We start from the raw sequence: 24,616 nt of genomic DNA, 5'->3' as shown, positions 1-24,616 counted from the left end.
CGATGATCATCGGCATCGGTGTCGACGTGGTCGACCTGGAACGGTTCGAGCGGGTGCTCGACCGGACGCCCGCGATGCGCACGCGCCTCTTCACCCCGTCGGAGCTCGTTCGCGACGGGGAACCCCGGCCGATCGCGTCGCTCGCCGCGCGGTTCGCGGCGAAGGAAGCGCTGATCAAGGCGTTCGGGTCGAGCGCCGGGCTGAGTTGGCAGGACCTCGAGGTCGTCTCCGACGACCAGCGGAACCCGTCGCTGACGCTGCGCCAGGGGGCGCGCCAGGTGGCGGACGGGCGCGGGGTGACGAGCGTGCACCTCTCGCTCTCGCACGACGGAGGGATCGCGACGGCGTTCGTGGTCCTCGAAGGGAAGCAAGCGTGAGCGCGTTCACCGGCATCACGGTCGATCGGGAGGCGCTGATCGCCAACTACGCGACCGTCGCCGAACAGGTGGCTCCGTCCGGCGTCATCGCGGTCGTCAAGGCCAACGGCTACGGCCACGGCGCAGCGGAGTCCGCGCAGGCCTTCGTGGACGCCGGCGCGGAGTGGCTCGGCGTCGCGGACATCGACGAGGGGATCGCCCTCCGCCACGCCGGCATCGACGAGGGCGTCCGGATCCTGGCGTGGCTGCACGCCCCCGACGAGGACTTCCGTCGCGCCGCGCAGTACGGCATCACCCCGGCGGTCTCGAGCGTCGACCAGCTCTCCGCCGCCGCCGACTCCGAGGTCCCCGCGGTGCACATCTGCGTCGACACCGGCCTGAGCCGCAACGGCGCGGTCGAGTCCGAGTGGGCCGAGCTCTTCGCCACCGCCGGTCGCCTTGCCCGCAGTGGCAACCGCACCCGCATCGAGGGCCTCATGTCGCACCTGGCGAACGCCTCCCGCGCCGACGACCTCGACCAGGACGCCGCACTCCAGCGGGCGCTCGACGGTCTCGCCGCGAACGGCATCGTTCCCGACATGGTGCACCTCGCCGCCAGCGCCGCGAGCCTCGCCGTCGCGGAGACCCGGCACGACGTCGCCCGGGTCGGCCTCGCGCTGTACGGCCTCAGCCCGTTCCCCGACCGCACCTCGGCCGACCTCGGGCTCCGCCCCGCGATGCGCGTGACCGCCGCGGTCCTCCGGACGGTCCCGGTGCGAGCTGGCGAGGGCGTCAGCTACGGCTACACCTGGCGTGCGACGACGGACACCCGGCTCGCGGTGATCGGGCTCGGGTACGCGGACGGCTTCGACCGCGACTTCGGCAACCGCGTCTCGGTCCGGATCGGCGACCGCACCTTCCCGGTCGTCGGTCGCGTGGCGATGAACGCCATGCACGTCGACATCGGCGACGCCGACGTCGAGATCGGCGACGAGGCCGTGCTCTGGGGCGACCCGGCGAACGGCGACCCCGCGGTCGAGGACTGGGCCGCCGCAGTCGGCACGATCAACTACGAGGTGGTCGCCCGGGTGGGCCGCAGCGTCGAACGGAGGACCTCGTGAACGCGCCGCTGCGCCGAGCCCGGATCGACCTCGACGCCTACCGCGCCAACCTCGACCTGGTCCGCGAGTGGATGGACCCGGTCGAGCTCATGGCGATCATGAAGGCCGACGCCTACGGGCACGGTCTCGAGCCGATCGCCCTCGCCGCGGTGGACGCGGGCATCCGGTGGATCGGCGTGCTCACGGTCCCCGCGGCCCTGCGTCTGCGCTCGATCGGCGTCGGCGAGGACGTCCACCTCTTCACGTGGCAGCACGACCCCGCGCTGGACTTCCGCGACGCGATCGACTCCGCCGTCGACCTCGGCGTCTCGAACGTGCCGGAGCTGCAGCGGGTGATCGACGCCGTCGACCAGCGTCCCGCCCGGGTGCACCTCGGCTTCGACTCCGGCCTGCACCGCGACGGTTCGACGCCGGACGACTGGCCCGCCCTCGTGACCCTCGCCCGTGACGCCCAGCGTGACGGGCGCATCGAGGTCGTGGCCGCCTACACGCACCTCGCCGAGTCCTCCGACGACGAGGACGCCTCCGCCGTGGCGCTCTTCGACGACGCGGTCGAGCAGGCCGACGACCTCGGGCTCGACATCCCGACGGAGCACGTCGCCGCCTCGCTCGCCGGGCTCGAGCGCAAGGAGTTCCGCAAGGACATGGTCCGGATGGGCGCGAACCTGTTCGGCATCCCCGGTGCCGACGGCGTCTCGGCGGCCGACCTCGGTCTCGAGCCCGTGATGACCCTGACCGCGTCGGTCGCGAAGACGAAGCGCGTGCCCGTCGACACGGGTGTCTCGTACGACTACACGTACCGCACCACCGCCGAGACCACCCTCGCGCTCGTCCCGGTCGGCTACGCGGACGGCGTCCCGCGGCTCGCACAGGGCCGCATCGAGGTCGCGATCGGCGGCACGCGCTACCCGATCGCCGGTCGCGTCGCGATGGACCAGTTCCTCGTGGACGTCGGCGACGACGACGTCCGGGTCGGTGACACCGTCGTGCTGTTCGGCACGGGTGAGCACGACGAGATGACGGTCCTCGAGTGGGGTGACGCGCTCGGCACCATCGGCGAGGAGATCGTCTGCCGGATCGGCACCCGGGTGCCCCGCGTCTACGAAGGGCACCGGGTCGAGGGCCACGTCGCCGAGTACCTCCGGGGCGAACGGTGACCGACTCCCACGTGCTGCTCGACACCACGGTCCGGACCACCGAGGAGATGGGTGCACTCGGCGCCCGACTCGCGGCGGCCCTCCGCGCCGGTGACCTCGTCGTCCTGACCGGTCCGCTCGGCGCCGGCAAGACCACCCTGACCCGAGGGCTCGGCGCAGCGCTCGGCGCCCGCGGCCAGGTCTCGAGCCCGACGTTCGTCCTCGCCCGGACACACCCGACCTCGGCCGGGCCGGACCTCGTGCACGTCGACGCCTACCGACTGTCCGACCCGGTCGAGCTCGACGACCTCGACCTCGACTGGGACGCCTCGATCGTCGTCGTCGAGTGGGGGCGCGGGTTCGTCGACGGCATCTCGGACAGCGTCCTCGACGTCGAGATCGTCCGCGCGACCGGTGCCGACGACGCGGTTGCCGGTGACGACAGCAACCCGGACGACCTCGACCCGGACGACGTCCCCGACGAGCCGCGCCGTGTGATCGTCACCGCCTCCGGCCCGCGCTGGGGTGGCTCCCTCATCTGAGGGTCTTGAACGGGAGCGGGCCCGCTGACCGGTCAGTCAGCGGGCCCGCTCTCGTGTCGGTGGCCTACTTTGCGGTGATGGTGTGAGTCATCTCGTGGGTGCCGGAGGTGAGGGTCCAGGTGACCGTGTCGGCGGTGTAGGTGCCGCCGGTGGTGAAGGTCCAGTCGCCGGTGGTGTTGGTGGTGATGGTGCGCAGGAGTGTGCCCTTGGTGTCGCGGAGTTCGACGGTCTTGTTGGGGGTGTTCTTGCCGGTGACGGTGATCTTCTGACCCTTGACGTAGTCGGTGGGCGAGGTCACGCGCAGCGGGGACTCGGCCTTTGCGGTGATGGTGTGGGTCGTCTGGTGGGTGCCGGAGGTGAGGGTCCAGGTGACCGTGTCGGCGGTGTAGGCGCCGCCGGTGGTGAAGGACCAGGTGCCGTCGTTGCCGGTGGGGATCTGGCGGAGCAGTGCGCCCTTGGTGTCGAGGAGGTTGATCTTCTGGTTCGGGGTGTTGGTGCCGGTGACGGTGATCTTCTGGCCCTTGACGTAGTCGGTGGGGGAGGTCACGCGCAGCGGGGATTCGGCCTTTGCGGTGATGGTGTGGGTCATCTCGTGGGTGCCGGAGGTGAGGGTCCAGGTGACCGTGTCGGCGGTGTAGGTGCCGCCGGTGGTGAAGGTCCAGTCGCCAGTGGTGTTGGTGGTGATCGTGCGCAGGAGTGCGCCCTTGGTGTCGCGGAGTTCGACCTTCTGGTTCGGGGTGTTCTTGCCGGTGACGGTGATCTTCTGGCCCTTGACGTAGTCGGTGGGGGAGGTCACGCGCAGCGGGGACTCGCTCTCGCCGTCAGCAGCAGTGAACGTCTCGGTGATCGATGCGGTGTCGCCGTAGTGGAAGGCGAGTGCAAGCTCGTCCTTGCCCGCGGTGTACTTGGCGGGAATCGTGAGCGCCCACTTTCCTGACCAGCTGGTGTCCAGGGTGATGGGGTCGTTCCGGTTGGCTCCGACAAGCGTCGCCCAGACGTTCTCGTTCCGGGGAGCGGTGCCGGTGACGGTGAGGTCCTCGTCCGGGGTGAAGACAGACTTCGATGTCACGGCGAACGAGGGGGTCGCGTCTTCGCTCTTGGTGAACGTCTGCGTGATGGTGCTGTTGTCGCCATAGTGGAAGGCGAGTGCAAGCTCCTCCTTGCCCGCGGTGTACTTGGCGGGAATCGTGAGCTCCCACTTCCCGGACCCGTTCGGGTCGAAGGAGATGACCTTGTTGCGGTCGGTGTCGGCGAGGGTCGCCCACACGTTCTGGTGCTTCGGAGCGATGCCCGTGACTGTGAACTCGTCGTCCGGCGCAAAGACGGGCTTTGAGGTCACAGCGAATGCCGGGATGGCGGCCTCGGACGCCGTGAACTTCTGCGTGATCGTCGTATTGAGCCCGTAGTGGAAGGCGAGGGTGAGTTCGGTCTTGTCCGACGTGTACTGCTTGGGGACGATGAGCGTCCAAGCCCCGGTCCACTCGCTGTCGATGGCGATCGGGACGTTGCGGTCCGCGTCGACGAGGGTCACCCAGACGTTCTGTCGCTTGGGCGCGGTACCCGTGACGGTGAGCGGGTGGCCGGCCGCGAAGACGGTCTCGGACGTCACCTCGAGCGGTGTAGTCGTGTCCTCGGACGCCGTGAAGGTCTTCGTGATGGTTGCCGAGTCACCGTGGTGGAAGGCAAGTGCGATCTCGTCCTTGCCGGCGGTGTACTGCGCCGGGATGGAGAGGGCCCACGTCCCGGAGTGATTACCGTCGAGGGCGATCACATCGTTGCGGTCGGCGCCGGCGAGCGTAACCCAGACGTTTTCGTTCCGGGGCCCGGTGCCGGTGACAGTGAACTCGGCGTCCTCGCTGAAGACCAGTTCCGATGTCACAGCGAACTCGGCGTTGATCGTCGCCGTGGCAGAGGACGCGAAGGCCGTATCGGGGGTGGAGGCGAACACGGGGGAGGCGACGATAGCGAGTCCGAGAGTGCAGACGCCGATGGAGCGGGTGATGTTCATTGTGGAAAGTTCTCCTGTTCGGTGGTGATGGTGGGTTACTTGCCGGTGATGGTGTGGGTCGTCTGGTGGGTGCCGGAGGTGAGGGTCCAGGTGACCGTGTCGGCGGTGTAGGTGCCGCCGGTGGTGAAGGACCAGGTGCCGTCGTTGCCGGTGGGGATCTGGCGGAGCAGTGCGCCCTTGGTGTCGAGGAGGTTGATCTTCTGGTTCGGGGTGTTGGTGCCGGTGACGGTGATCTTCTGGCCCTTGACGTAGTCGGTGGGGGAGGTCACGCGCAGCGGGGATTCGGCCTTTGCGGTGATGGTGTGGGTCATCTCGTGGGTGCCGGAGGTGAGGGTCCAGGTGACCGTGTCGGCGGTGTAGGTGCCGCCGGTGGTGAAGGTCCAGTCGCCGGTGGTGTTGGTGGTGATGGTGCGCAGGAGTGCGCCCTTGGTGTCGCGGAGTTCGACCTTCTGGTTCGGGGTGTTCTTGCCGGTGACGGTGATCTTCTGGCCCTTGACGTAGTCGGTGGGGGAGGTCACGCGCAGCGGGGACTCGCTCTCGCCGTCAGCGGCCGTGAACGTCTCGGTCAGTTCGTCCTTGCCGGCGACGAACGTGAGGTCGAACGAGTCCTCGTCAACGCCGGTGAACTCCTCCGGGGTGGTGAAGGACCACTCGCCGGCCTCGTTGACGACCGGTCCGCCGATGACCTTGCCCTCCGAGCGGACGAGGATGCTGTTCACGCGGCGGGTGGTCGTGCCGGTCACGGTGAACTGCTCGCCAGGCTCGTACTCGGTGGCCGAGGTGATGGTGATCTTCGGCGTGATGAGCCCGTCGGCCGCGGTGAAGGTCTGCTCGAGGGACTTGTCACCGGCGACGAAGCGGAAGTCGAACGAGTCCTCGTCGAGGATCGGCGCGCCCGCGGGGATGGTGAAGGACCAGTTGCCCTCGGCATCCACCAGGGGGGAGAACGGGATGTCCGAGCCGGCCCGCACCTGGATCGCGGTGACCTGCTGCGTGGTGGTCCCGGCGATGGTGAACGCCTGGCCTCGCTCGTACTCGGTCGCCGAGGTGATCGTGATGTGCGGCGTGACGATGCCGTCGGACGCGGTGAACTTCTGCGTGAAGGACTCCTGGAGGTTGCTGCGGAACTCGAACTCGAGCTCGTCCGCACCGGTGACGCGGCCCGGAACGGTGACCTGCCAGTTCCCGTCCTCGTCGGCCTGCCCGGAGAAGGCCGGGTTCTTGCCAGCCCACAGCGTGACGTCTCGGTGGGCGCTGGCGCCCTTGCCGGTGATGACCAGGTCCTCGCCGCGCTCGTAGGTCGTGCCCGAGGTCAGGGCGAACGACGGGATGATCTGGCCGTCCTCCGCGGTGAACTGCTGCGTGAACGACTTGTTGTAGCCCGTGCGGAACTCGTACGTCAGGCTGTCCGCCGTGGTGAGTCGACCGGGGACGGTGAACGTCCATTCGCCCTCGGCACCCGCGGCGACGGAGAGCGCGAGGTTGCCGCCCGCCCACATCGAGACGTTCTGGTGGGGCGCGGCACCCCGGCCGGTGATCACCAGGTCTTCCCCACGCTCGTAGGTGGTCCCAGAGGTGAGCTTGAACCCTCCGAGAACCGGACCGTCGGCCGCGGTGAAGGTCTCCGTGAACGGGTTCTGGAGGCCACTTCGGAACTCGTAGGTCAGGCTGTCGACCGTGGTGAACTCACCCGGGACGGTGAACTCCCAGTCACCTTCTTCGTCCGCGGCCACGGAGAGCTCGAGGTTGCCGTCGACCCACAGCGAGACGTTCTGGTGCGCCCTGGCACCCGTCCCGGTGATGGTCAGGTCCTTCCCTCGTTCGTAGTCCGTGGACGAGGTGAGCCGGAACCCGTTGCCGATCGCCGCGGTCGAGGACGACGACGTCGGGGCCGGAGCGGCCATCGCCACGGTGGCGGGAGCGATCGCGATCGACGTGCCGAGGGTTGCGATGACGCAGGCGGTGAGGGTGGAGCGCTTCTTCATGAACTTCCTTCGCATATAGGCAAAATGCAAAATATGATAGATCGCCCATGCTGAGCGTGGTCTGCGCACCGTCATACGATGGGACCGTGCTGCTCGCGATCGACACCTCCGCCGGAACCTCGGTCGCCGTCGTCGACCCGGGCAGCGGGCAGGCCCTCGCGACCCGCAGCACCGAGGACAGCCGCCGCCACGCCGAGGTCATCGGCCCGTTCCTCGCCGAGGTCCTCGACGAGGCCGGCATCACCCCCGCCGACGTCTCGGGCATCGTCTCCGGCATGGGGCCGGGGCCGTTCACCGGCCTCCGCGTCGGCATCGCCGCAGCCCGCACCTTCGCCGCTGCACGCGGCGTCCCAGTCCTCCCGCTGGTCAGCCACGACGCGGTCGCGGCCGACCAGGACGGACCCGGTCCGTTCGTCGTCCTGACGGACGCGCGTCGGCGCGAGGTCTACTGGAGCGCCTACGATCAGACCGGCACGCGCGTCGCGGGTCCCGGACTCGCCAAGCCGGCGGACCTCGACGAGGCGATCCGCGCCTCCTGGCCCGACGCCGTGGGCTGGGACCGCGTGACGGCCCTGTCCATCCCGGCCTGGAGGCTCGGCGCGCTCGCCGTAGACCGGCTCACCTCCGGCGCGCCCTTCGCCGAGGACGCGCCTCTCTACCTCCGCGATCCGGACGTCACGATGCCGGGTGCGCCCAAGCGGGTGAAGCAGTGACGCTGCCTGACGGGCTGCGCCTGCGGCGCGCCCACCCGCAGGACCTCGACGACGTGATGTGGCTGGAGCACGCGTCGTTCCCGACCGATGCCTGGTCGGCGTCGCAGATGTCCGGCGAGCTGTACTCGCTGCACGGGTACTACGTCGTCGTCGAGACGACCGAGGGCGGGGCGCCGACGATCGTCGGGTACGCCGGGCTCTCCTCGTTGGCGGGCAACCCCGTGGCGGACGTCCAGACGATCGCGGTCGCGGCAGAGCAGCGGGGGAAGGGCATCGGTCGGGTGCTCTTCACCGAGCTCCTCGACGAGGCGCGGCGGCGTGGCGTGCACGAGGTCTTCCTCGAGGTGCGCGCCGACAACCCCGTGGCCCAGGCGATGTACACGGCGTTCGGGTTCGAGCGGATCGCCGTCCGCCCCCGCTACTACCAGCCCGACGGTGTGGACGCGTGGGTGATGCGGGCGGAGCTCGCGACGGCTCCCGGCATCGGCCCGTCCGACGACGGTCCGTCCGGCGTCGGCCCGTCCGGCGTCGGCCCCATCGGACGGGAGGCCCTCGATGGCTGAACCACTCGTGCTCGGCATCGAGACGAGCTGCGACGAGACCGGTGTCGGGATCGTGCGCGGCAACGCCCTGCTCGCGAACGTCATCGCGTCGAGCATGGAGGAGCACGCGCGGTACGGCGGGGTCGTCCCCGAGGTCGCCGCACGGGCCCACCTCGAGGCGATGACCCCGACGCTGACCGCTGCGCTCGAGCAGGCCGGCGTCACCCTCGACGAGCTCGACGCCGTCGCGGTGACCGCGGGGCCGGGCCTCGCCGGGGCGCTCATGGTCGGGGTCGGCGCCGCGAAGGCCCTCGCGGTGGCGACGGGCAAGCCGTTGTACGGCGTGAACCACCTGGTCGGGCACGTCGGCGCCGACGTGCTCCGGTCGGACGGGTCCGAGATCGACCTGCCGACGGTGGCGCTCCTGGTGTCCGGCGGGCACACGTCGCTGCTGCTCGTGCAGGACCTCGTCGGCGACGTGGAACTGCTCGGCGAGACGATCGACGACGCCGCGGGCGAGGCGTTCGACAAGGTCGCGCGGCTCCTGGGACTGCCGTACCCGGGCGGCCCGCAGATCGACAAGGCCGCGGCGGACGGCGACCCCACCGCGATCCGTTTCCCCCGCGGCTTGACGCTGCCGAAGGACATGGCCGCGCACCGCTACGACTTCTCGTTCTCCGGACTGAAGACCGCCGTCGCCCGGTGGGTCGAGCGCTGCCGTGACGAGGGGCGCGAGGTCCCCGTGGCCGACGTCGCCGCCAGCTTCCGCGAAGCCGTGGTCGACGTGCTCCTCACGAAAGCGCTGCGTGCGTGCGCGGACACCGGCGTGCACCGGCTCCTGCTCGGCGGCGGCGTCGTGGCGAACGCCCGGCTGCGGGCCGTCGCCGAGGAGCGCTGTGCTGCGGCCGGTGTCGAGCTCCGCATCCCGCCGTTCGACCTCTGCACGGACAACGGGGCGATGATCGCGGCGATCGGCGCCCGGCTCGTCGCCGAGGGGCACGCGCCGAGCGACCTCGGGATCGCGGCGGACTCGACGCTGCCGGTGACGACCGTCCAGGTCTGACGCTCGCGGGCCGACGCCGTTCCGCATCCGGTCTGCGTCGTGCTCGCGTCCGGCCCGCAGGGGAGTGTCTGTGGGAGGATTCACATGAGGCGCCGACGACCGTGGCGCCGAGAGGGGTGGACGGTGTCCGATCAGAACCAGTGGCCGAAGCCGGGCGAGACGCCGGACAGCAACGCATCGTCGGTGCCGTCGAGTGCGGCCCACCCCGAGTCCGGGCAGCCGCAGCAGTACGGCGCGTCCGCTCCCGAGGCACCGGCGGCAGCGCCGAACGACCCGTGGGGGCAGTCCGGACAGCAGGCGCACCCGGGCTACGGTGCCCCGCAGGGTTCGAACCCCTACGCCGCACCGCAGAACCCGTACGCGGCGCCGCAGCAGCCGCAGAACCCGTACGCCGCGCAGCAGCAGAACCCCTACGGCGCTCCGCAGCAGCAGAACCCCTACGCCGCGCCGCAGAACCCGTACGCGGCCCCCGGCCAGCAGAACCCGTACGCCGCCCCGGGCCAGCAGAACCCCTACGCGGCCGCGGGCTACCAGCCCTACGCACAGCGCCCGAAGACCAACACGCTGGCGATCCTGTCCATCGTGTTCGGCCTCGGGGCCATCCCGCTGTTCTTCATGGCGATCCTGCTCGGTCCCGCCGGCGCGATCCTCGGCCACCTCGCCCTCGGCCGCATCAAGCAGACCGGTGAGAGCGGGCGCGCCCTGGCACTCACCGGTGTCATCGCCGGCTGGGTGATGACCGGTGTGTGGATCCTCTGGATCATCGGGCTGTTCGCGTTCGCCTCGATGGGGAGCTCGTACTCGAACTACGACGACTACGGGTCCGGCGCCTTCATTGGCTGATCAACGACAACGGCCCCTCGGACCACCACAGGTGATCCGAGGGGCCGTTGTCGTCGGTTACTTGCCGGTGATGGTGTGGGTCATCTGGTGGGTGCCGGAGGTGAGGGTCCAGGTGACCGTGTCGGCGGTGTAGGCACCACCGGTGGTGAAGGTCCAGTCGCCGGTGGTGTTGGTGGTGATGGTGCGCAGGAGGGCGCCCTTGGTGTCGCGGAGTTCGACGGTCTTGTTGGGGGTGTTCTTGCCGGTGACAGTGATCTTCTGGCCCTTGACGTAGTCGGTGGGCGAGGTCACGCGCAGTGGGGATTCGGCCATGGCGGTGAGCGTGTGCTGCACGGTCTGGGTGCCGGAGGTGAGGGTCCAGGTGACCGTGTCGGCGGTGTAGGTGCCACCGGTGGTGAAGGTCCAGTCGCCGGTGGTGTTGGTGGTGATGGTGCGCAGGAGCGCCCCCTTGGTGTCGCGGAGTTCGACGGTCTTGTTGGGGGTGTTCTTGCCGGTGACGGTGATCTTCTCGCCCTTGGTGTACTCGGTCCCCGAAGTCACCTCCAGGGCCAGCTCTCGTGCCGTGCCGGTGAGCGTGTGCTGCACGGTCTGGCCGCCGGAGGCGAAGTTCCAGGTGACCGTGTCGGCGGTGTAGGCGCCGCCGGTGGTGAAGGACCAGGTGCCGTCGTTGCCGGTGGGGATCTGGCGGAGCAGTGCGCCCTTGGTGTCGAGGAGTTCGACGGTCTTGTTGGGGGTGTTCTTGCCGGCGACGGTGATCTTCTCGCCCTTGGTGTACTCGGTCCCCGAGGTCACCTCCAGGGGCGACACCGGGGTCTGCGCGGCGGTGAGCGTGCGCTCGATCTCCCTTGCGAACTCACCGGAGCCGCTGGTCACCTTGACGTCCAACTGGTCGCCCTCCGTCACCGGGCGGGCACTGGTGATCGTCCACGCACCGTTGCCGTCCGCCTTCGTCGCTCCGACGTTGTTCGGGTCCGCCGCGGTCGGGAAGCGGGCACCGATCGAGACACCTGGGTCCGCTGTTCCGCTGATCGTGACGAGTTCGTTGGGTACGAAGGTCGTGGTGGTCAGCGTGAGGGTGCGCTCCACCGCGCTGAGCGTCTGTTCGATCGTCCGGTCGTACGCAGCGGACCCCGTGGACACCGACACCGTCACGCTGTCGGACGACTGCACGGGCAGGCGGCTGGTGACGCTCCAGTTGCCCTCGTCGTCGGCCTTCGTCGACCCTGCGTTCGTCGTCGACGTGTCGAAGTGGGCGTAGACCGTTGCACCGGGGTTCGTGGTGCCCGTGATCGTGGCGGGTTCGCCCGGTAGGAAGGTGCCGGGGTTCGCCGTGAGGACGCGTTCCTGCGCGGTGAGTCCGACCTCGATCGTCTTCGCGTGGTCGCCGATGCCGCTGGTGACCCTGACCAGCAGGGGCTCCGTCGTGTCGACGGGCAGTCGGCTCGTGATCGCCCATCGGCCGTCACTGTCCGCCCTCGTGCTGTCGAAGCCTGAGCCTGGCGTCCCGAAGTCGGCGGAGACGAACACGTCGGGATCTGCTGTACCGGTGATCGTCGTTACCGAGCCGGGCACGTACGTCCCGGGTTCGGCGGTGAGGGTGCGCTCCCGCGCTGTCAGGGTTTGCTCGATCTCCTTCTTGTGGTCACCGGTCCCGCTCGAGATCGTGACCGTGAGGTCCTCCGACCACTGCACGGCGGCCGGGGACGTGACGGTCCAGTTGCCATCGTCGTCGACCCTGGCCGTTCCGTCGTTGTAGGGCTGGTCGGGCGTCGTGAACCGTGCCAGGACGACTGAGCCCGCGTTGCCCGTGCCGGAGATCGTCGCGCGTTCTCCGGGGAGGTACCTTCCCGGCTCAGCGGTGAGGACCCGCTCCGTCGAGGTCAGCGTCCGTTCGATCTGCTTCTCTGTCGACGTTCCCACGCCCGACGTCACTCTGACGAGGAGCGGCGCGTCGCTCTCGATGGCGTACGCGCTGGAGAGTTCCCACCGACCGTCCTCGTTCGCATGCCCGACACCCTGGTGGATCGGTTGAGCAGCGGTCGACGGGAACTCGGCGAAGATGGCGGCACCGGGGTCGGCCGTCCCGCGCAGTCTTGCCCGCTCCCCGGGGACGTACGTGCCCTCGTCGACGGTGAGGGTGCGCTCGCGGGCGGTGAGTGTCTTCTCGACGCGGAGCTCGTTGGGCCCGGATCCGGACGTGACGGCGATCATGAGCTGACCGGTGACGTCCGGCGATCCCTTGCTCGTCGCGGTCCAGCGACCTTCGGAGTCGACATCGACCCCCACGATGTCCCGAGGTGTCTCGGGTGTCGAGAAGTCCGCGACGACCCGGAGGTTCGGGTTCGCCGTCCCCGTGATCGTGACCTTCTCGCCGGGCAGGTACGTGCCGTCGTCCACGGTGAGGGTGCGCTCGTCAGCCTGCAGTGTGTGTTCGACCTCCTTGGTGAACCCCTCCGGTCCGGTCGAGACGGCCACCGTGATCGCCGCTCCTTCATCCACAGGCAGCTGGCTGGTCGTCGACCAGCGCCCGTGTTCGTCCGCACGAGCGGTGCCGTAGTTGAACGCCGTGCCGGGGAAGACGACCGACACGTGCTGGTGCGGGTCCGTCGTGCCCCGCACCGTGGCGCGTTCGCCACGGACGTAGGTGCCACCGTCGACGACGAGGCTGCGCTCCGCAGCGGTGAAGGTGTGGTCGATCTCGATCGCACTGGGCCCGGTCCCCATCGTCACCGTCGCGGTGACTTCGTCCGGTTGGGTGACCGGGCGCTGACTGGTGAGCGTCCACCGTCCGTCGTCGTCCACGTCGGTGATGCCGAAGTTGAACGGTTCGCCGGGGAACACGACGACGACCTGCCTGCCTGCGACGCCGGTACCGCTGACCGTCGCGGGCGAGCCTGGGAGGTACTCAGTGGTGGTGACGGTGAGCCCTGCTCGGACGGCTGTCGCTGACGACACCTCCTTCGCTTCCGCGATGGACTTCCGGGCACGAGCAACGTCCGCTCCGGACGCAGCGGTCGGGGATGCGTCGCTCCTGGCGGAGATCGCCGCGCTGTCCGGGGCGGCCGAAGCGCTCCCGACGAGGAACGTCGGAGCGAGCAGAGCGATCCCGAGCGCGCCCGCGGCGCATCCTCGTGTGAACGATATGGGGGTCATGACAATCCTTCCCGCACGCGGGTATAGCGTGCAGGATATTTTGCATGTCACACGGCGGTGAACTCCCTGACTGCGATGGTCACCCGGCCACGTCCCCCAGCCGCTCGCACAGGATCGCGGTGTGCCGTCCCTCCAGACGGGTGAGCACGAGCGTGACGCGCCCCCGTCCCCGCAACCGCAGCCGCTTCCGGAACTGCGCCGGGTCCACGTCGACCCCGCGCTTCTTGATCTCGACGGTCCCGATGTCGTCCGCTGCGAGTCGCGCGGCGAGCTGCTTCACGTCGAGCGGCATCGTGTCGAGCACCCGGAAGCCCTGCGCGAACGGTGTCGTGACCGCCCGGTCCGAAGTGACGTACGCGATGCCGTCGGAGAGCATCCGGCCGTCGAGCGACCGGGCGAGGTCGCCGATGAGCCGCGCACGGATGACCGCCCCGTCGGGCTCGTACAGGTACGCGCCGAGCGCGCCGACCTCGACGTCCGCGGCGTCGGCGTCGCCCGTGAGCTCGGCGATCCCGTGCGCCCCGATGACGGTCGCGGCACGGCGGACACCGGGACGGGCGAGGGGGCCGAACCAGAGGGCGAGCTCGACGACCTCGCGGTCCACGGAGGTCCACTGCGCCTCGGCCGTGTCGGGGATGAGGTCGCGGTCGACGCCCGGCCCGAGCTTCACGCCCGTCGGGGTGGTCGTGGCGGCAGCGAACACGGTGTCGAGCGACGGGGACCAGTCGTCCGGGTCGGCGAGGCGCTTCGTGTTCGCGTGGCCGGAGGTCCGGCGCGCCGGGTCCATCCAGACCCCGTCGACGCGGGACAGGTCGAACGAAGCGGCGTCGCCGAGCTCCACCCGGGCGGAGTCCCAGAGCGAGAGGTTGTGCGTCGCGACGGCCGCGGTGACCTCGTCACGGTCGACCGCGGTGACCTCGAGGTCGAGCGCCGCCATCGCCATCGCGTCCCCGCCGATGCCGCACCCGAGGTCGGCGACACGGGTGAGCCCCGCGGCGGCGAAACGTCCGGCGTGCTGGGCGGCGACCTGCAGACGGGTCGCCTGCTCGAGGCCGGCCTCGGTGAAGAGCATGCGGGAGGCGAAGTCGCCGAACTTCCCACGGGCCTTCTGCCGGAGCTTCGCCTGCGTCAGGACCGCCGCGACGAGGCCCGGATCGTGTCCTTCGGAGCGCAGTCGTGAGACGACCCGGACGATCTCACCACCGTCGGACACGGCCGGGGTACGGTCGAGCAGGGCCATCCCCTCGGGGGTCAGCAACTGGGCGAGATCGGCGGCTTCCACCCGACGATCCTCCCAGGTCGCCGAGAGCCCGGTCGGACGTTGGCACTCGGATTGACCGAGTGCCAACGACGCCCTAGAGTTGGGGCGGTTGGCACTCTCCTGTGCGTAGTGCCAACACGGTTTTCATCTGTACCGAGTCAGTACCGAGAAAGAAGAGGTCACCGTGGCCGTCAGCATCAAGCCGCTCGAGGATCGCATCGTCATCCGCCAGGTCGAGGCGGAGCAGACCACCGCTTCCGGTCTGGTCATCCCGGACACCGCGAAGGAGAAGCCCCAGGAGGGCGAGGTCGTCGCCGTGGGCCCGGGTCGTATCGACGACAACGGCAACCGCGTCCCGCTGGACGTCGCCGTGGGTGACAAGGTCATCTACTCGAAGTACGGCGGCACCGAGGTCAAGTACTCGGGCGAGGACCTCCTCGTCCTCTCGGCGCGCGATGTCCTCGCGGTCATCGTGCACTGAGTCCAGTACACATCGCGAACGCCCCGTTCGGCTCCGGCCGGGCGGGGCGTTCTCGCGTTCCGCGCCGGGTCGGCGGGTCCAGGAGGCGCGGCTCGGCCCCGCGCCGTCGGTGCCCGTTCCTAGGATGGTTCCGTGAGTGAACCGTCCCCGGCGCGCCCGGCCCGCAGCGAGGCATCCGTCGGCGTCGTGCAGGCGATCATCGCGTACGGGCTGTGGGGACTCATGCCGCTGCTCTTCGCGGCGATGGCCCCCGCCGGCGCGTTCGAGATCGTCGCCTGGCGGATCGTCTTCGGGTTGGTGTTCTGCGCGATCGCGATCGCCGTCACCCGCTCCTGGCTCCGGACCCGCACCCTGATGGCCCAGCGTCGGGTGATGCTCGTGATGGGTCTCGCGGCCGTGCTCATCCTGGTGAACTGGACCGTGTACGTCGCCGCGACGACCACGGGCCACACGGTCGAGGCGGCGCTCGGGTACTTCATCAACCCGCTCGTGACGATCGCGCTCGGTGTCGTGGTGCTCCGCGAACGCCTGCGTCCGCTGCAGTGGACCGCCGTCGGCATCAGCATCGTGGCCGTCGTCGTGATCGCGGTGGGCTACGGACAGATGCCGTGGATCTCCCTCGTGCTGGCGTTCTCGTTCGGCCTGTACGGGCTCGTGAAGAAGCGGGTCGGTGGCACGGTGGACGCCCTCAGCGGCCTGACGATCGAGACCGTGTGGCTGCTGCCGATCGCCGTGGTCGCCCTCGTGGTGCTCGGCGCGACCGGCCTCGGCGGCGGGGTGACGTTCACGAGCGAGGGCTGGGTGCACGTCCTCGTGACGGTGCTGACCGGGCCCGCGACGGCCGTGCCGCTGCTGCTGTTCGCGTCGTCCGCCCGTCGGGTGAGCCTGTCCACGCTCGGGCTGACGCAGTACCTCGCGCCGGTGATGCAGCTGCTCGTCGGGGTGGTCGTGCAGCACGAGCCGATGTCGGGTGCCCGGTGGTTCGGCTTCGGGATCGTGTGGCTCGCCCTGGTCATCCTGACGGCCGACTCGTTCCTGGCCGCTCGGGCATCGCGGCGCCGGGCGGTGGCGCCCACCGCGGCCGAGCCGGTCTGACGGGGCCGAGCCGCGCCTCCAGGGCCCGCGTCCTGTCCGCCTGCCGACCTGCCTGCCCGCCCGCCCGTCGGGCCCCGAGTCTCGGCCCGGCGGACAGTTTCGCGCCGTGTCCGCCACGGAACTGTCCGCGCAGCCGAGTCTCGGCCGGCCGGCCGCGGCGCCGCCGCCGCCGCACGCGACAACGCCCCGCGGCCGGGCCGCGAGGCGCTGTCGATCCGGTGCTGCCGACTACTTCTTGACCGAGCCCTGGATCGCGCTCTGGTAGACGGGCTTGTTGTCGCCGTCGAACTTGTAGATGCCGATGTAGGCGCTCGACGGGTCGTTGTTGTCGTCGAACGGACCGATGCCCGACGGACCCGTGTAGTGGATGTCCTCACCCTTGTCGAGCAGGGCGACGCAGTCCTTGAACGTCGAGCACTCCGTGCCGCCGTCGGCACCGGACACCGCGGCCATGTTGGCCTGGATGGTGCCGGAGTCCGTGCCCTTGCCCTTCACCGCGGCCAGGGCGGCGAGGACGGTGGCGTCGTACGACTCAGCCGCGTACGAGTAGTCGGCGAGGTCCTTGCCCGACGACTTCTTGTAGTAGGCGGAGAGCTGGGCCTTGAACTCGTCCTTCGGCGAGGCACCGGGGATGGTGCCCTGCGCGCCGGTGAGCGTGCCCTTGTCGAAGTCCTTCGAGTAGTCGGCGGTGTTGCCGTCGGACATGTAGATCTTCGACATGTCGGCGTCCTGCGACTTCAGCTCCGGGATGATCGACTTCGTCTCGTCGAACGCCAGGACGACGATGGCGTCCGGCTTCGTGGCGAGTGCCGCGGTCACCTCGGAGGAGAAGGTCGTCTGGCCGGGCGGGAACTCCTGGCCCTTGCCCTTGCCGCCGTAGACGACGGATCCGCCCGAGTCCTCGATCGCCTTCTGCACGGTGTTGCGGAGGCCGGTGCCGTAGGTGTCGTTGAAGACGAGGAACGCGACCTTGGCGTTGCCGTCACCCGTGACGAGCTGGCCGAGCGCCGAACCCTGCACCGAGTCCGGCGGAGCGGTCCGGTAGTAGTACGACGAGTAGCCGGACAGGTCCGAGGCGGTGTTCGCGGGGGAGATCTCCACGATGCAGTTGCTCGTGAGCTGGTCGATGACGTTGAGCGTGACGCTGGAGGACTCGGCGCCGATCGCGACCGGGACCTTCGCGTTCACGAGCTTCGTCGCTGCCGAGCTCGACACCGTCATGTCGTTGCTGTCACCGGAGTCGGTGGCGGGGTCGATGGTGACGTCCTTGTCGAGCACACCGCCGGCGGCGTTGATGTCCTGCACCGCGAGTCCCACACCGGACTCCGCGGGCGGGTTCAGGTAGGCGAGCGAACCGGTGAGCGGGAGGATCGTGCCGATCTTCAGCGCGTCGGTGACCGGGGTGTCGGGGGCCTTGCAGCTCGCGGCGGGGTCCTTCTTCGCGCCGCCCGACGCGGAGGAGGACGGTGAGGTGCCGCCGCTGGTGGTGGAACAGGCGGCGAGGAGGAGCGCCGCCGCTCCTGCCACTGCCAGTGCCGTGGTGGCACGGGTGGTTCTGATCATCCGTGGAGCCCTTTCTCTGCGCGGAACCTCAGGTCCCGCTGGGGATGTGAGAGAACGTAGGGTCACGGTGTTTCAGCCGCGTGACGGGGCGGTACGCAAAGTGTTTCGTTACCCAGCCGTGACGCGAGGTGTGCGGAAACCCGCGGGTCTCGAGCCGAGTGCCCGGGCGCGGTTGACCGGACCCGCGCAGTCCGGACAGGGACGCCGGCGGCCCGGGTGGGGGCTGGCCGGGGTCAGGCGTCGAGCTCGGCCTGGGACCGGAGGACGCAGAACTCGTTCCCCTCGGGGTCGGCGAACACCACCCAGCCGCCGGTCGCCGTGCGTCGGTCGGCCAGTTCGAGCGCACCGATGCCCCGCAGCCGCACGACCTCTTCGTCGCGGGTCCGGTCGGTCGGCCGCAGGTCGAAGTGGATGCGGTTCTTCACGGCCTTCGCTTCCGGCACCTCGATGAAGAGCACGTGGTGCGACCCGTCGGGAGCGACGATCATGCACTCCTCGTGCCCGGGCGCGTTCGGGTCGTCGGCGACGTCGACGTAGCCGAGGACCTGCTTCCACCACTCGGAGAGCGTGTAGGCGTCACGGCAGTCGATCGAGGTGTGGGACACGGCGCTGACCATGCCGCGACCCTACTGCCGACCGACGACGAACGCCCCCGCTCCGTCCGGGAGCAGGGGCGTTCGAGGATGCTGGTCGGGTCAGCGGCTGTAGTTCGGCGCCTCGACGACCATCTGCACGTCGTGCGGGTGCGACTCCTTGAGCCCGGCCGGGGTGATCCGGACGAACTTGCCGCGGGCCTTGAGCTCCGGGACGGTCCGGCCGCCGACGTAGAACATCGACTGCCGCAGGCCGCCGACGAGCTGGTAGACGACGTTCGCCACCGAGCCGCGGTACGGGACCTGGCCCTCGATGCCCTCCGGCACGAGCTTGTCGTCCGAGGGGACGTCGGCCTGGAAGTAGCGGTCCTTCGAGTACGAGGTCTTCTTGCCGCGGGTCTGCAGGGCGCCGAGGGAGCCCATCCCGCGGTAGGCCTTGAACTGCTTGCCGTTGACGAACACCAGGTCACCGGGCGACTCGTCGGTGCCGGCGAGCAGCGAGCCGAGCATCACGGTGTCGGCACCGGCCACGAGGGCCTTCGCGATGTCGCCCGAGTACTGCAGCCCGCCGTCGGCGATGACCGGCACGCCGGCCTCACGCGCGGCGAGGGAGGCCTCGTACACGGCGGTGACCTGCGGGACGCCGACACCCGCGACGACGCGCGTCGTGCAGATCGATCCCGGGCCGACGCCGACCTTGACGGCGTCGACACCCGCGTCGATGAGCGCCTGGGCGCCCTCGCGCGTGGCGGCCTGCCCGCCGATGACGTCCACCGCGGCGAACGCCGGGTCGGCCTTGAGGCGACGGACCATGTCGAGCACGCCGGCGCTGTGGCCGTTGGCGGTGTCGACGACGAGGACGTCCACGCCGGCCTCGCGCAGCGCGGTCGCGCGCTCCCAGGCGTCGCCGAAGAAGCCGATCGCGGCACCGACGCGCAGGCGTCCGGCGTCGTCCTTCGTGGCGTCCGGGTACTTCTCGCTCTTGTCGAAGTCCTTGACGGTGATGAGACCGCGGAGCTTGCCGTCCTCGTCGACGAGGGGGAGCTTCTCGATCTTGTGCTCGGCGAAGATCGCGACGGCGTCGTCCGGGTCGATGCCGACCGGGGCCGTGATGAGCGGGGCCTTCGTCATGACGTCGCGCACGAGCGTGGTCTGCTGCTCGAACGGCGCCACGAACCGCATGTCGCGGTTGGTGATGATGCCGACGAGGGTGCCGTCACCCTCGACCACCGGCAGGCCGGAGACGCGGAACTGTCCGCAGAGCGCGTCGACCTCGGCCACGGTGGCGTCCGGGCTGGTGGTCACCGGGTTGGTGATCATGCCCGACTCGCTGCGCTTGACCTTGTCGACCGCGGCCGCCTGGTCGGCGATCGACATGTTGCGGTGCAGGATCCCGATGCCGCCCTGTCGGGCCATGGCGATCGCCATGCGGGCCTCGGTCACGGTGTCCATCGCCGCGGAGAGCAGCGGGACGTTGACCGTGATGCGCTTGGTGAGCCGGGACGCGGTCGACGCCTCGCTCGGGATGACGTCGGTGTACCCCGGCAGGAGCATGACGTCGTCGTACGTGAGTCCGATGAATCCGAACGGATCCGGCTGGTCCATGGGTCCCCTTCGTGGGCGAGGTGAAGTGGTCGAGACACCGGGAACGCTGCGGCGGGTTCCGGATAGACCATGGTAACGCGCAGGCGCTCTTCCGCATTCCGCCCCGTGGACACCCGTGAGCAGCCAGGAGGCGCGGTGCGGCCCCGTCCCGGGACCTCCGTCCGGCCTTCCTCCACAACGTCACAGTTGCGGCACGAATCACACAGGGAACGTGATGGAAACACGGGTGTCACACAATCCCCCTAGCGTCCTCGTCATCCGAACGAGAGGCTCTTCCGTGGGATCCATCACTCCGCCGGGACCTGCACTGCTGCGCAGGTTCCGCCTCCGCCCTGGACGAAAGCGACCGGTCATCATGGCCGTCCTCGTGCTCGCGTTCCTGGCGACCTTCCTGATCGACTGGGCGGTGACGCTGCCGGCGATCGGCGCCACCTCGGCCCCGACCGCGAGCGCATCGGCGTCCGCGAGCACCGCACCCGCCAGCACCCAGCCGTGCACGGTCAGCCCGACGAACGGCTGCATCCAGGGCACGATCACCGACTCGGACCGCGAACCGGTCCCGGGCGTCGACGTCGACGTCGCCGGGCCGGGTGGCTTCGCGCAGACCGCGACGACGTCCGACGCCGGGCGCTGGTCGGTGAGCGTGACCGAGGCGGGCAGCTACACCGTGAGCGTCGACCAGGACACGCTGCCCAAGGGCCAGTACCTGACGAACGCGGCGGACGCGAAGCGCACCGTGTCGGCGAGCCTCAACGCGAACGTCGGGCAGATCTTCCAGCTGTCCGACCAGCAGGGCGTCGTCACGAACGACGACGCGACGAGCGTCACGCCCCAGCGCGCCTGGCAGCAGTTCGCGTCCGGCATCCGGCTCGGGCTCCTCATCGCGCTGGCGTCGGTGGGCCTCTCGCTCATCTACGGCACGACCGGCCTGTCGAGCTTCTCGCACGGTGAGCAGGTCACCCTCGGCGGGTTGCTCGCCTACCTCTTCGCGAACCAGCTCGGGTGGAACATCTGGCTGACGGGGGTGGTGGTCACGCTGCTGTGCGCGGCGACCGGGTACCTGCAGGACGCCGGCATCTGGCGGCCGTTGCGGCGCAAGCGCATCAGCCTGACGCAGCTCATGATCGTGACGATCGGGTTGTCGATCGCCGCGCAGTACGCGTTCCAGTACTTCTTCGGCGCCTCGACCGTCCGCATCCAGCAGGGCAACCCCGAGACGGTCCGGTTCGCCGGGGTCACGCTCACGGTGCAGTCGTACGTGGCGATGGGCATCGCGCTCGTCGTCCTCGTCGCGACCGGTCTGTTCCTCGCGAAGACGCGCTTCGGCCGTGCGACCCGCGCGGTGTCGGACAACCCGGCACTGGCCAGCGCGTCCGGCATCGACGTCGACCGGGTGATCCGGTTCGTGTGGACGCTCGCCGCCGGCCTCGCGGGACTGTCGGGCGTGATGCTCGGCCTCGTGCTCAACGGCGTGAACTGGCAGACCGGCCTGCAGCTGCTGCTGCTCATGTTCGCCTCGGTCACGCTCGGTGGCCTCGGGACCGCCTACGGCGCACTCGTCGGCTCGATGATCATCGGCGTCGTCGTGGAGCTCACGAACCTCGTGCTGCCCGGTGACTTCAAGTACGCCACCGCCCTCGTGATCCTCATCCTCATCCTGCTGTTCCGGCCGCAGGGCATCTTCGGCCGCGCCGAGCGGATCGGCTAAGGAGCGCCGCCATGGACTACATCCTCAACCTGCTGTCCTCCCTCACGCAGGAAGCACTCGCCCCGACCACGGCGGCGTTCGCGCTCGCCGCGATCGGCCTCAACGTCCACTTCGGACTCACCGGCCTGGTCAACATGGGCCAGGCGGCGTTCCTGCTGCTCGGCGCCTACGGCTTCGCGATCTCGATCACCAACGGACTGCCGTTCGTGATGGCCGTCCTGGTCGCGTTGCTCGTGTCGATCGTGTTCGCGATCATCCTCGGCATCCCGACCCTGCGGCTGCGCGGTGACTACCTGGCGATCGTGACGATCTCCGGCGCCGAGATCATCCGCATGGTGGGACGGTCGAGCCTGCTCACCACGACGACCGGCGGCTCGAACGGCATCACCGGGTCGAGCTACCGCGACCCGTTCAACGCGCTCAGCCCGCTCCCCGACGGCACCACCACGATCCTGTGGTTCACGTACTCGAACAACGGCGTGAACGGCTGGTGGATCCGGATCGCGGCGTGGGGGCTCGTCGCCCTGTTCACGCTCGTGCTGTTCCTGCTCATGCGCAGCCCCTGGGGCCGTGTCGTGAAGGCCATCCGCGAGGACGAGGACGCCGTCCGCTCCCTCGGCAAGAACGTCTACTCGTACAAGATGCAGGCGCTCGTGTTCGGCGGTGCGCTCGGGGCCCTGGCCGGGATCATCTACGTCCTGCCGAGTTCGGTGCAACCGGACGCGATGGGTCGCTCGATGACGTTCTTCATCTGGACGGCGCTCATCCTCGGCGGTGCGGCGACGGTGTTCGGACCGGTGCTCGGCGCCGTGCTCTTCTTCGTCGTCCGACTCGCGATCCGCACCCTCGCCGGTGACTTCATCCCGAACTCGATCATGAACGCGCAGCAGGCCGAGCAGTTCTCCTACGTGCTCGTCGGCGTCGCGCTCATGCTCCTCATCGTGTTCCGTCCACAGGGCCTCCTGGGCAACAAGAAGGAGTTGACGTTCAGTGTCTGAGTCGTACGCCCACCCCAAGAACGACCCGATCCTGGTCGTCGACGACGTCACCCGTCGCTTCGGCGGCATGACCGCGGTCGACGTCGACCACCTCGAGGTCCAGCGCGGCTCGATCACCGCCCTCATCGGCCCGAACGGCGCCGGCAAGACGACGTTCTTCAACTTGCTCACCGGATTCGACAAGCCGAGCCCCGGCGCGACGACCCGGTTCGACGGCAACACCCTGCAGAAGACCAGCGCCACCCACATCGCGAACAAGGGCATGGTCCGCACGTTCCAGCTCACGAAGGCGCTCAGCCGCCTCACCGTGATGCAGAACATGCTCCTCGGCGCCCGCGACCAGCCCGGCGAGAACTTCTTCGTCGGTCTCGTCCCCGCGCTCTGGCGGAAGCGGGAGCGCGAGATCACGGCGAAGGCCGAGGACCTCCTCGCCCGCTTCAAGCTCGACACGAAGGCCGACGACTACGCGGGCTCGCTGTCCGGCGGGCAGCGCAAGCTCCTCGAGATGGCTCGGGCGCTCATGTCCGACCCGACGATGATCATGCTCGACGAGCCGATGGCCGGCGTGAACCCGGCGCTGACCCAGTCGCTGCTCGGGCACATCCAGTCCCTGCGCGACGACGGCATGACCGTGCTCTTCGTCGAGCACGACATGCACATGGTCCGGCACATCTCGGACTGGGTCGTCGTGATGGCCGAGGGCAAGGTCGTCGCCGAGGGGCCGGCCGACACGGTGATGGACGACCGTGCGGTCATCGACGCGTACCTCGGTGCGCACCACGACACCGACCTCGGTGACGACTCGCTCCTCAACGAGGAGACCTACGAGGAACTCGCCGAGGAAGTAGCGGAAGAAGACGAGCAGGAGGCGACCCGATGACCGACGCAAGCGAGCCCACGAACGCGAGCAGCGCCTCCAGTCCGTCGCCGGCGGCCGCCGCCCCGGCGGCCACACTGGAACGCGAGCCCGTGCTCAGCGCGAAGAACCTCGTCGCGGGCTACCTGCCGGGGGTGAACATCCTGAACGGCTGCGACCTCGACTGCTACCCGGGCGAGCTCATCGGGATCATCGGGCCGAACGGCGCCGGCAAGTCGACGCTCCTCAAGGCCCTGTTCGGCCTCGTGTCCATCCGCGAGGGCTCGGTCACCCTGCAGGGCGAGGACATCACGAACCTCAAGGCGAACAAGCTCGTGCAGGCCGGCGTGGGCTTCGTCCCGCAGACGAACAACGTCTTCCCCTCGCTCTCGATCGAGGAGAACCTGCAGATGGGCCTGTACCTGCGGCCCCGGAAGTTCGCCGAGCGGCTCGAGGTCATCTACGACCTGTTCCCCGTCCTCGGACAGCGGAAGGGCCAGCGTGCCGGATCGCTGTCCGGCGGTGAGCGGCAGTCGGTCGCGATGGCCCGGGCGCTCATGATGGACCCGAAGGTGCTGCTGCTCGACGAACCCTCCGCGGGGCTGTCGCCCGTGCGCCAGGACGAGACGTTCATCCGCACACGCCGGATCAACAAGGCCGGTGTGTCGATCGTCATGGTGGAGCAGAACGCGCGACGCTGTCTGCAGATCTGCGATCGTGGGTACGTGCTCGACCAGGGGAAGAACGCGTACTCGGGCACCGGGAAGGAGCTCGCCGACGACCCGAAGGTCATCGAGCTGTACCTGGGGACGCTCGCCAAGGACGTCGACTCCGCGCGCTGAGCGAGCGGTGTCGACCGTGGGTGCCGCTGTGGGGGCGGTACCCGCACCGAGTGGGGTCGTGCGTGGACGCTCAGCGCCGCACGGCCCCGCTCCTCATGCGGACCGGTGCGCGGCCCACGTCGCGGGGACGGCGCGTCGCCGGCCAGGAGGCG

General features: G+C 69.6%; 21 protein-coding genes. 14 read left to right on the top strand and 7 right to left on the bottom strand.

Translation table 11 applies throughout. The features are described from left to right. Positions 1-2: 2 nt before the first annotated feature. From WFH25_RS07695 to tsaE, 4 genes are read left to right on the top strand one after another with little or no spacing between them, the layout of a single operon-like run. On the top strand, positions 3-377 hold the full coding sequence (locus tag WFH25_RS07695) for a holo-ACP synthase (RefSeq protein ID WP_092385079.1): 375 nt from the start codon (positions 3-5) through the stop codon (positions 375-377). Continuing rightward, positions 374-1,477 (top strand): alanine racemase, encoded by a 1,104-nt coding sequence (alr, locus tag WFH25_RS07690; protein ID WP_336697307.1) that lies wholly within the window; start codon positions 374-376, stop codon positions 1,475-1,477. Before WFH25_RS07695 ends, alr (WFH25_RS07690) begins: the two co-directional genes overlap by 4 nt. Further along, a complete protein-coding gene (gene alr, locus WFH25_RS07685) occupies positions 1,474-2,634 on the top strand; it encodes an alanine racemase (RefSeq protein WP_175496002.1) in 1,161 nt (386 codons plus the stop codon). The genes alr (WFH25_RS07690) and alr (WFH25_RS07685) overlap by 4 nt, the downstream gene beginning before the upstream one ends. Further along, the gene (gene tsaE / locus WFH25_RS07680) at positions 2,631-3,155 is read left to right on the top strand and encodes a tRNA (adenosine(37)-N6)-threonylcarbamoyltransferase complex ATPase subunit type 1 TsaE (protein WP_442892403.1); all 525 of its coding nucleotides are present in this window, start codon (positions 2,631-2,633) and stop codon (positions 3,153-3,155) included. Before alr (WFH25_RS07685) ends, tsaE begins: the two co-directional genes overlap by 4 nt. Before the next feature lie 64 nt (positions 3,156-3,219). Here the strand turns inward: tsaE and WFH25_RS07675 are convergent, their stop codons facing one another. Both WFH25_RS07675 and WFH25_RS07670 read right to left on the bottom strand, forming a co-directional pair. Further along, entirely contained in the window at positions 3,220-5,163 is a 1,944-nt protein-coding gene (locus WFH25_RS07675) for an Ig-like domain-containing protein (RefSeq protein WP_336697306.1), read from the bottom strand. A 35-nt stretch (positions 5,164-5,198) separates the two neighbouring features. Then, positions 5,199-7,148: an Ig-like domain-containing protein gene (locus WFH25_RS07670; RefSeq protein ID WP_336697305.1), complete on the bottom strand. Its 1,950-nt coding sequence runs from the start codon at positions 7,146-7,148 to the stop codon at positions 5,199-5,201. An 86-nt stretch (positions 7,149-7,234) separates the two neighbouring features. Here WFH25_RS07670 and tsaB point away from each other — a divergent pair, with 86 nt between their 5' ends. The 4 genes from tsaB to WFH25_RS07650 all read left to right on the top strand — a co-directional run bounded on the left by tsaB (position 7,235) and on the right by WFH25_RS07650 (position 10,309). After that, on the top strand, positions 7,235-7,861 hold the full coding sequence (gene tsaB / locus WFH25_RS07665) for a tRNA (adenosine(37)-N6)-threonylcarbamoyltransferase complex dimerization subunit type 1 TsaB (protein ID WP_336697304.1): 627 nt from the start codon (positions 7,235-7,237) through the stop codon (positions 7,859-7,861). Further along, positions 7,858-8,424 carry a ribosomal protein S18-alanine N-acetyltransferase gene (gene rimI, locus WFH25_RS07660; RefSeq protein WP_336697303.1) on the top strand — a complete coding sequence of 189 codons (567 nt, stop codon included), beginning with the start codon at positions 7,858-7,860 and terminating at the stop codon, positions 8,422-8,424. Before tsaB ends, rimI begins: the two co-directional genes overlap by 4 nt. Continuing rightward, positions 8,417-9,466: a tRNA (adenosine(37)-N6)-threonylcarbamoyltransferase complex transferase subunit TsaD gene (gene tsaD, locus WFH25_RS07655; protein ID WP_336697302.1), complete on the top strand. Its 1,050-nt coding sequence runs from the start codon at positions 8,417-8,419 to the stop codon at positions 9,464-9,466. Before rimI ends, tsaD begins: the two co-directional genes overlap by 8 nt. A 123-nt stretch (positions 9,467-9,589) precedes the next feature. After that, positions 9,590-10,309: a DUF4190 domain-containing protein gene (locus WFH25_RS07650; RefSeq protein WP_336697301.1), complete on the top strand. Its 720-nt coding sequence runs from the start codon at positions 9,590-9,592 to the stop codon at positions 10,307-10,309. 57 nt (positions 10,310-10,366) lie between these two features. Here WFH25_RS07650 and WFH25_RS07645 read toward each other — a convergent pair whose 3' ends face one another. Both WFH25_RS07645 and WFH25_RS07640 read right to left on the bottom strand, forming a co-directional pair. Continuing rightward, positions 10,367-13,462, bottom strand: a complete 3,096-nt coding sequence (locus tag WFH25_RS07645) for an Ig-like domain-containing protein (RefSeq protein WP_336697300.1) — start codon at positions 13,460-13,462, stop codon at positions 10,367-10,369. A gap of 79 nt (positions 13,463-13,541) precedes the next feature. Continuing rightward, positions 13,542-14,744: a class I SAM-dependent methyltransferase gene (locus WFH25_RS07640; protein ID WP_336697299.1), complete on the bottom strand. Its 1,203-nt coding sequence runs from the start codon at positions 14,742-14,744 to the stop codon at positions 13,542-13,544. A 163-nt stretch (positions 14,745-14,907) separates the two neighbouring features. On the opposite strand from WFH25_RS07640, the gene groES reads away from it, so the two are divergent. After that, complete coding sequence (gene groES / locus WFH25_RS07635) at positions 14,908-15,204, top strand: co-chaperone GroES (RefSeq protein WP_017885484.1); 297 nt, start codon at positions 14,908-14,910, stop codon at positions 15,202-15,204. Positions 15,205-15,336: 132 nt separating this feature from the next. Then, a complete protein-coding gene (gene rarD / locus WFH25_RS07630; protein ID WP_070417709.1) occupies positions 15,337-16,299 on the top strand; it encodes an EamA family transporter RarD in 963 nt (320 codons plus the stop codon). Between the two features lie 228 nt (positions 16,300-16,527). On the opposite strand, the gene WFH25_RS07625 is transcribed toward rarD, so the two are convergent. From WFH25_RS07625 to guaB, 3 genes are all read right to left on the bottom strand, one after another. Next, positions 16,528-17,862 carry an ABC transporter substrate-binding protein gene (locus WFH25_RS07625; RefSeq protein ID WP_336697298.1) on the bottom strand — a complete coding sequence of 445 codons (1,335 nt, stop codon included), beginning with the start codon at positions 17,860-17,862 and terminating at the stop codon, positions 16,528-16,530. Between the two features lie 233 nt (positions 17,863-18,095). Continuing rightward, a complete protein-coding gene (locus WFH25_RS07620) occupies positions 18,096-18,479 on the bottom strand; it encodes a VOC family protein (protein WP_261646623.1) in 384 nt (127 codons plus the stop codon). A gap of 78 nt (positions 18,480-18,557) precedes the next feature. Next, positions 18,558-20,060 (bottom strand): IMP dehydrogenase, encoded by a 1,503-nt coding sequence (gene guaB / locus WFH25_RS07615; protein ID WP_070417711.1) that lies wholly within the window; start codon positions 20,058-20,060, stop codon positions 18,558-18,560. Between the two features lie 355 nt (positions 20,061-20,415). On the opposite strand from guaB, the gene WFH25_RS07610 reads away from it, so the two are divergent. The 4 genes from WFH25_RS07610 to WFH25_RS07595 are packed head-to-tail and all read left to right on the top strand — an operon-like array spanning position 20,416 to position 24,464. Continuing rightward, the gene (locus tag WFH25_RS07610) at positions 20,416-21,768 is read left to right on the top strand and encodes a branched-chain amino acid ABC transporter permease (protein WP_071294793.1); all 1,353 of its coding nucleotides are present in this window, start codon (positions 20,416-20,418) and stop codon (positions 21,766-21,768) included. A gap of 11 nt (positions 21,769-21,779) precedes the next feature. Continuing rightward, positions 21,780-22,766, top strand: coding sequence for a branched-chain amino acid ABC transporter permease (locus WFH25_RS07605; protein ID WP_070417713.1), 987 nt, complete (start codon positions 21,780-21,782; stop codon positions 22,764-22,766). Further along, positions 22,759-23,646 carry an ABC transporter ATP-binding protein gene (locus tag WFH25_RS07600; RefSeq protein WP_070417714.1) on the top strand — a complete coding sequence of 296 codons (888 nt, stop codon included), beginning with the start codon at positions 22,759-22,761 and terminating at the stop codon, positions 23,644-23,646. Before WFH25_RS07605 ends, WFH25_RS07600 begins: the two co-directional genes overlap by 8 nt. Further along, the gene (locus WFH25_RS07595) at positions 23,643-24,464 is read left to right on the top strand and encodes an ABC transporter ATP-binding protein (protein ID WP_336697297.1); all 822 of its coding nucleotides are present in this window, start codon (positions 23,643-23,645) and stop codon (positions 24,462-24,464) included. The genes WFH25_RS07600 and WFH25_RS07595 overlap by 4 nt, the downstream gene beginning before the upstream one ends. Positions 24,465-24,616: the final 152 nt, after the last annotated feature.

The sequence above is a fragment of the Curtobacterium sp. USHLN213 genome (assembly GCF_037144815.1).
Taxonomy (GTDB): Bacteria; Actinomycetota; Actinomycetes; order Actinomycetales; family Microbacteriaceae; genus Curtobacterium.
This window is presented reverse-complemented; position numbering and strand designations above follow the sequence as displayed.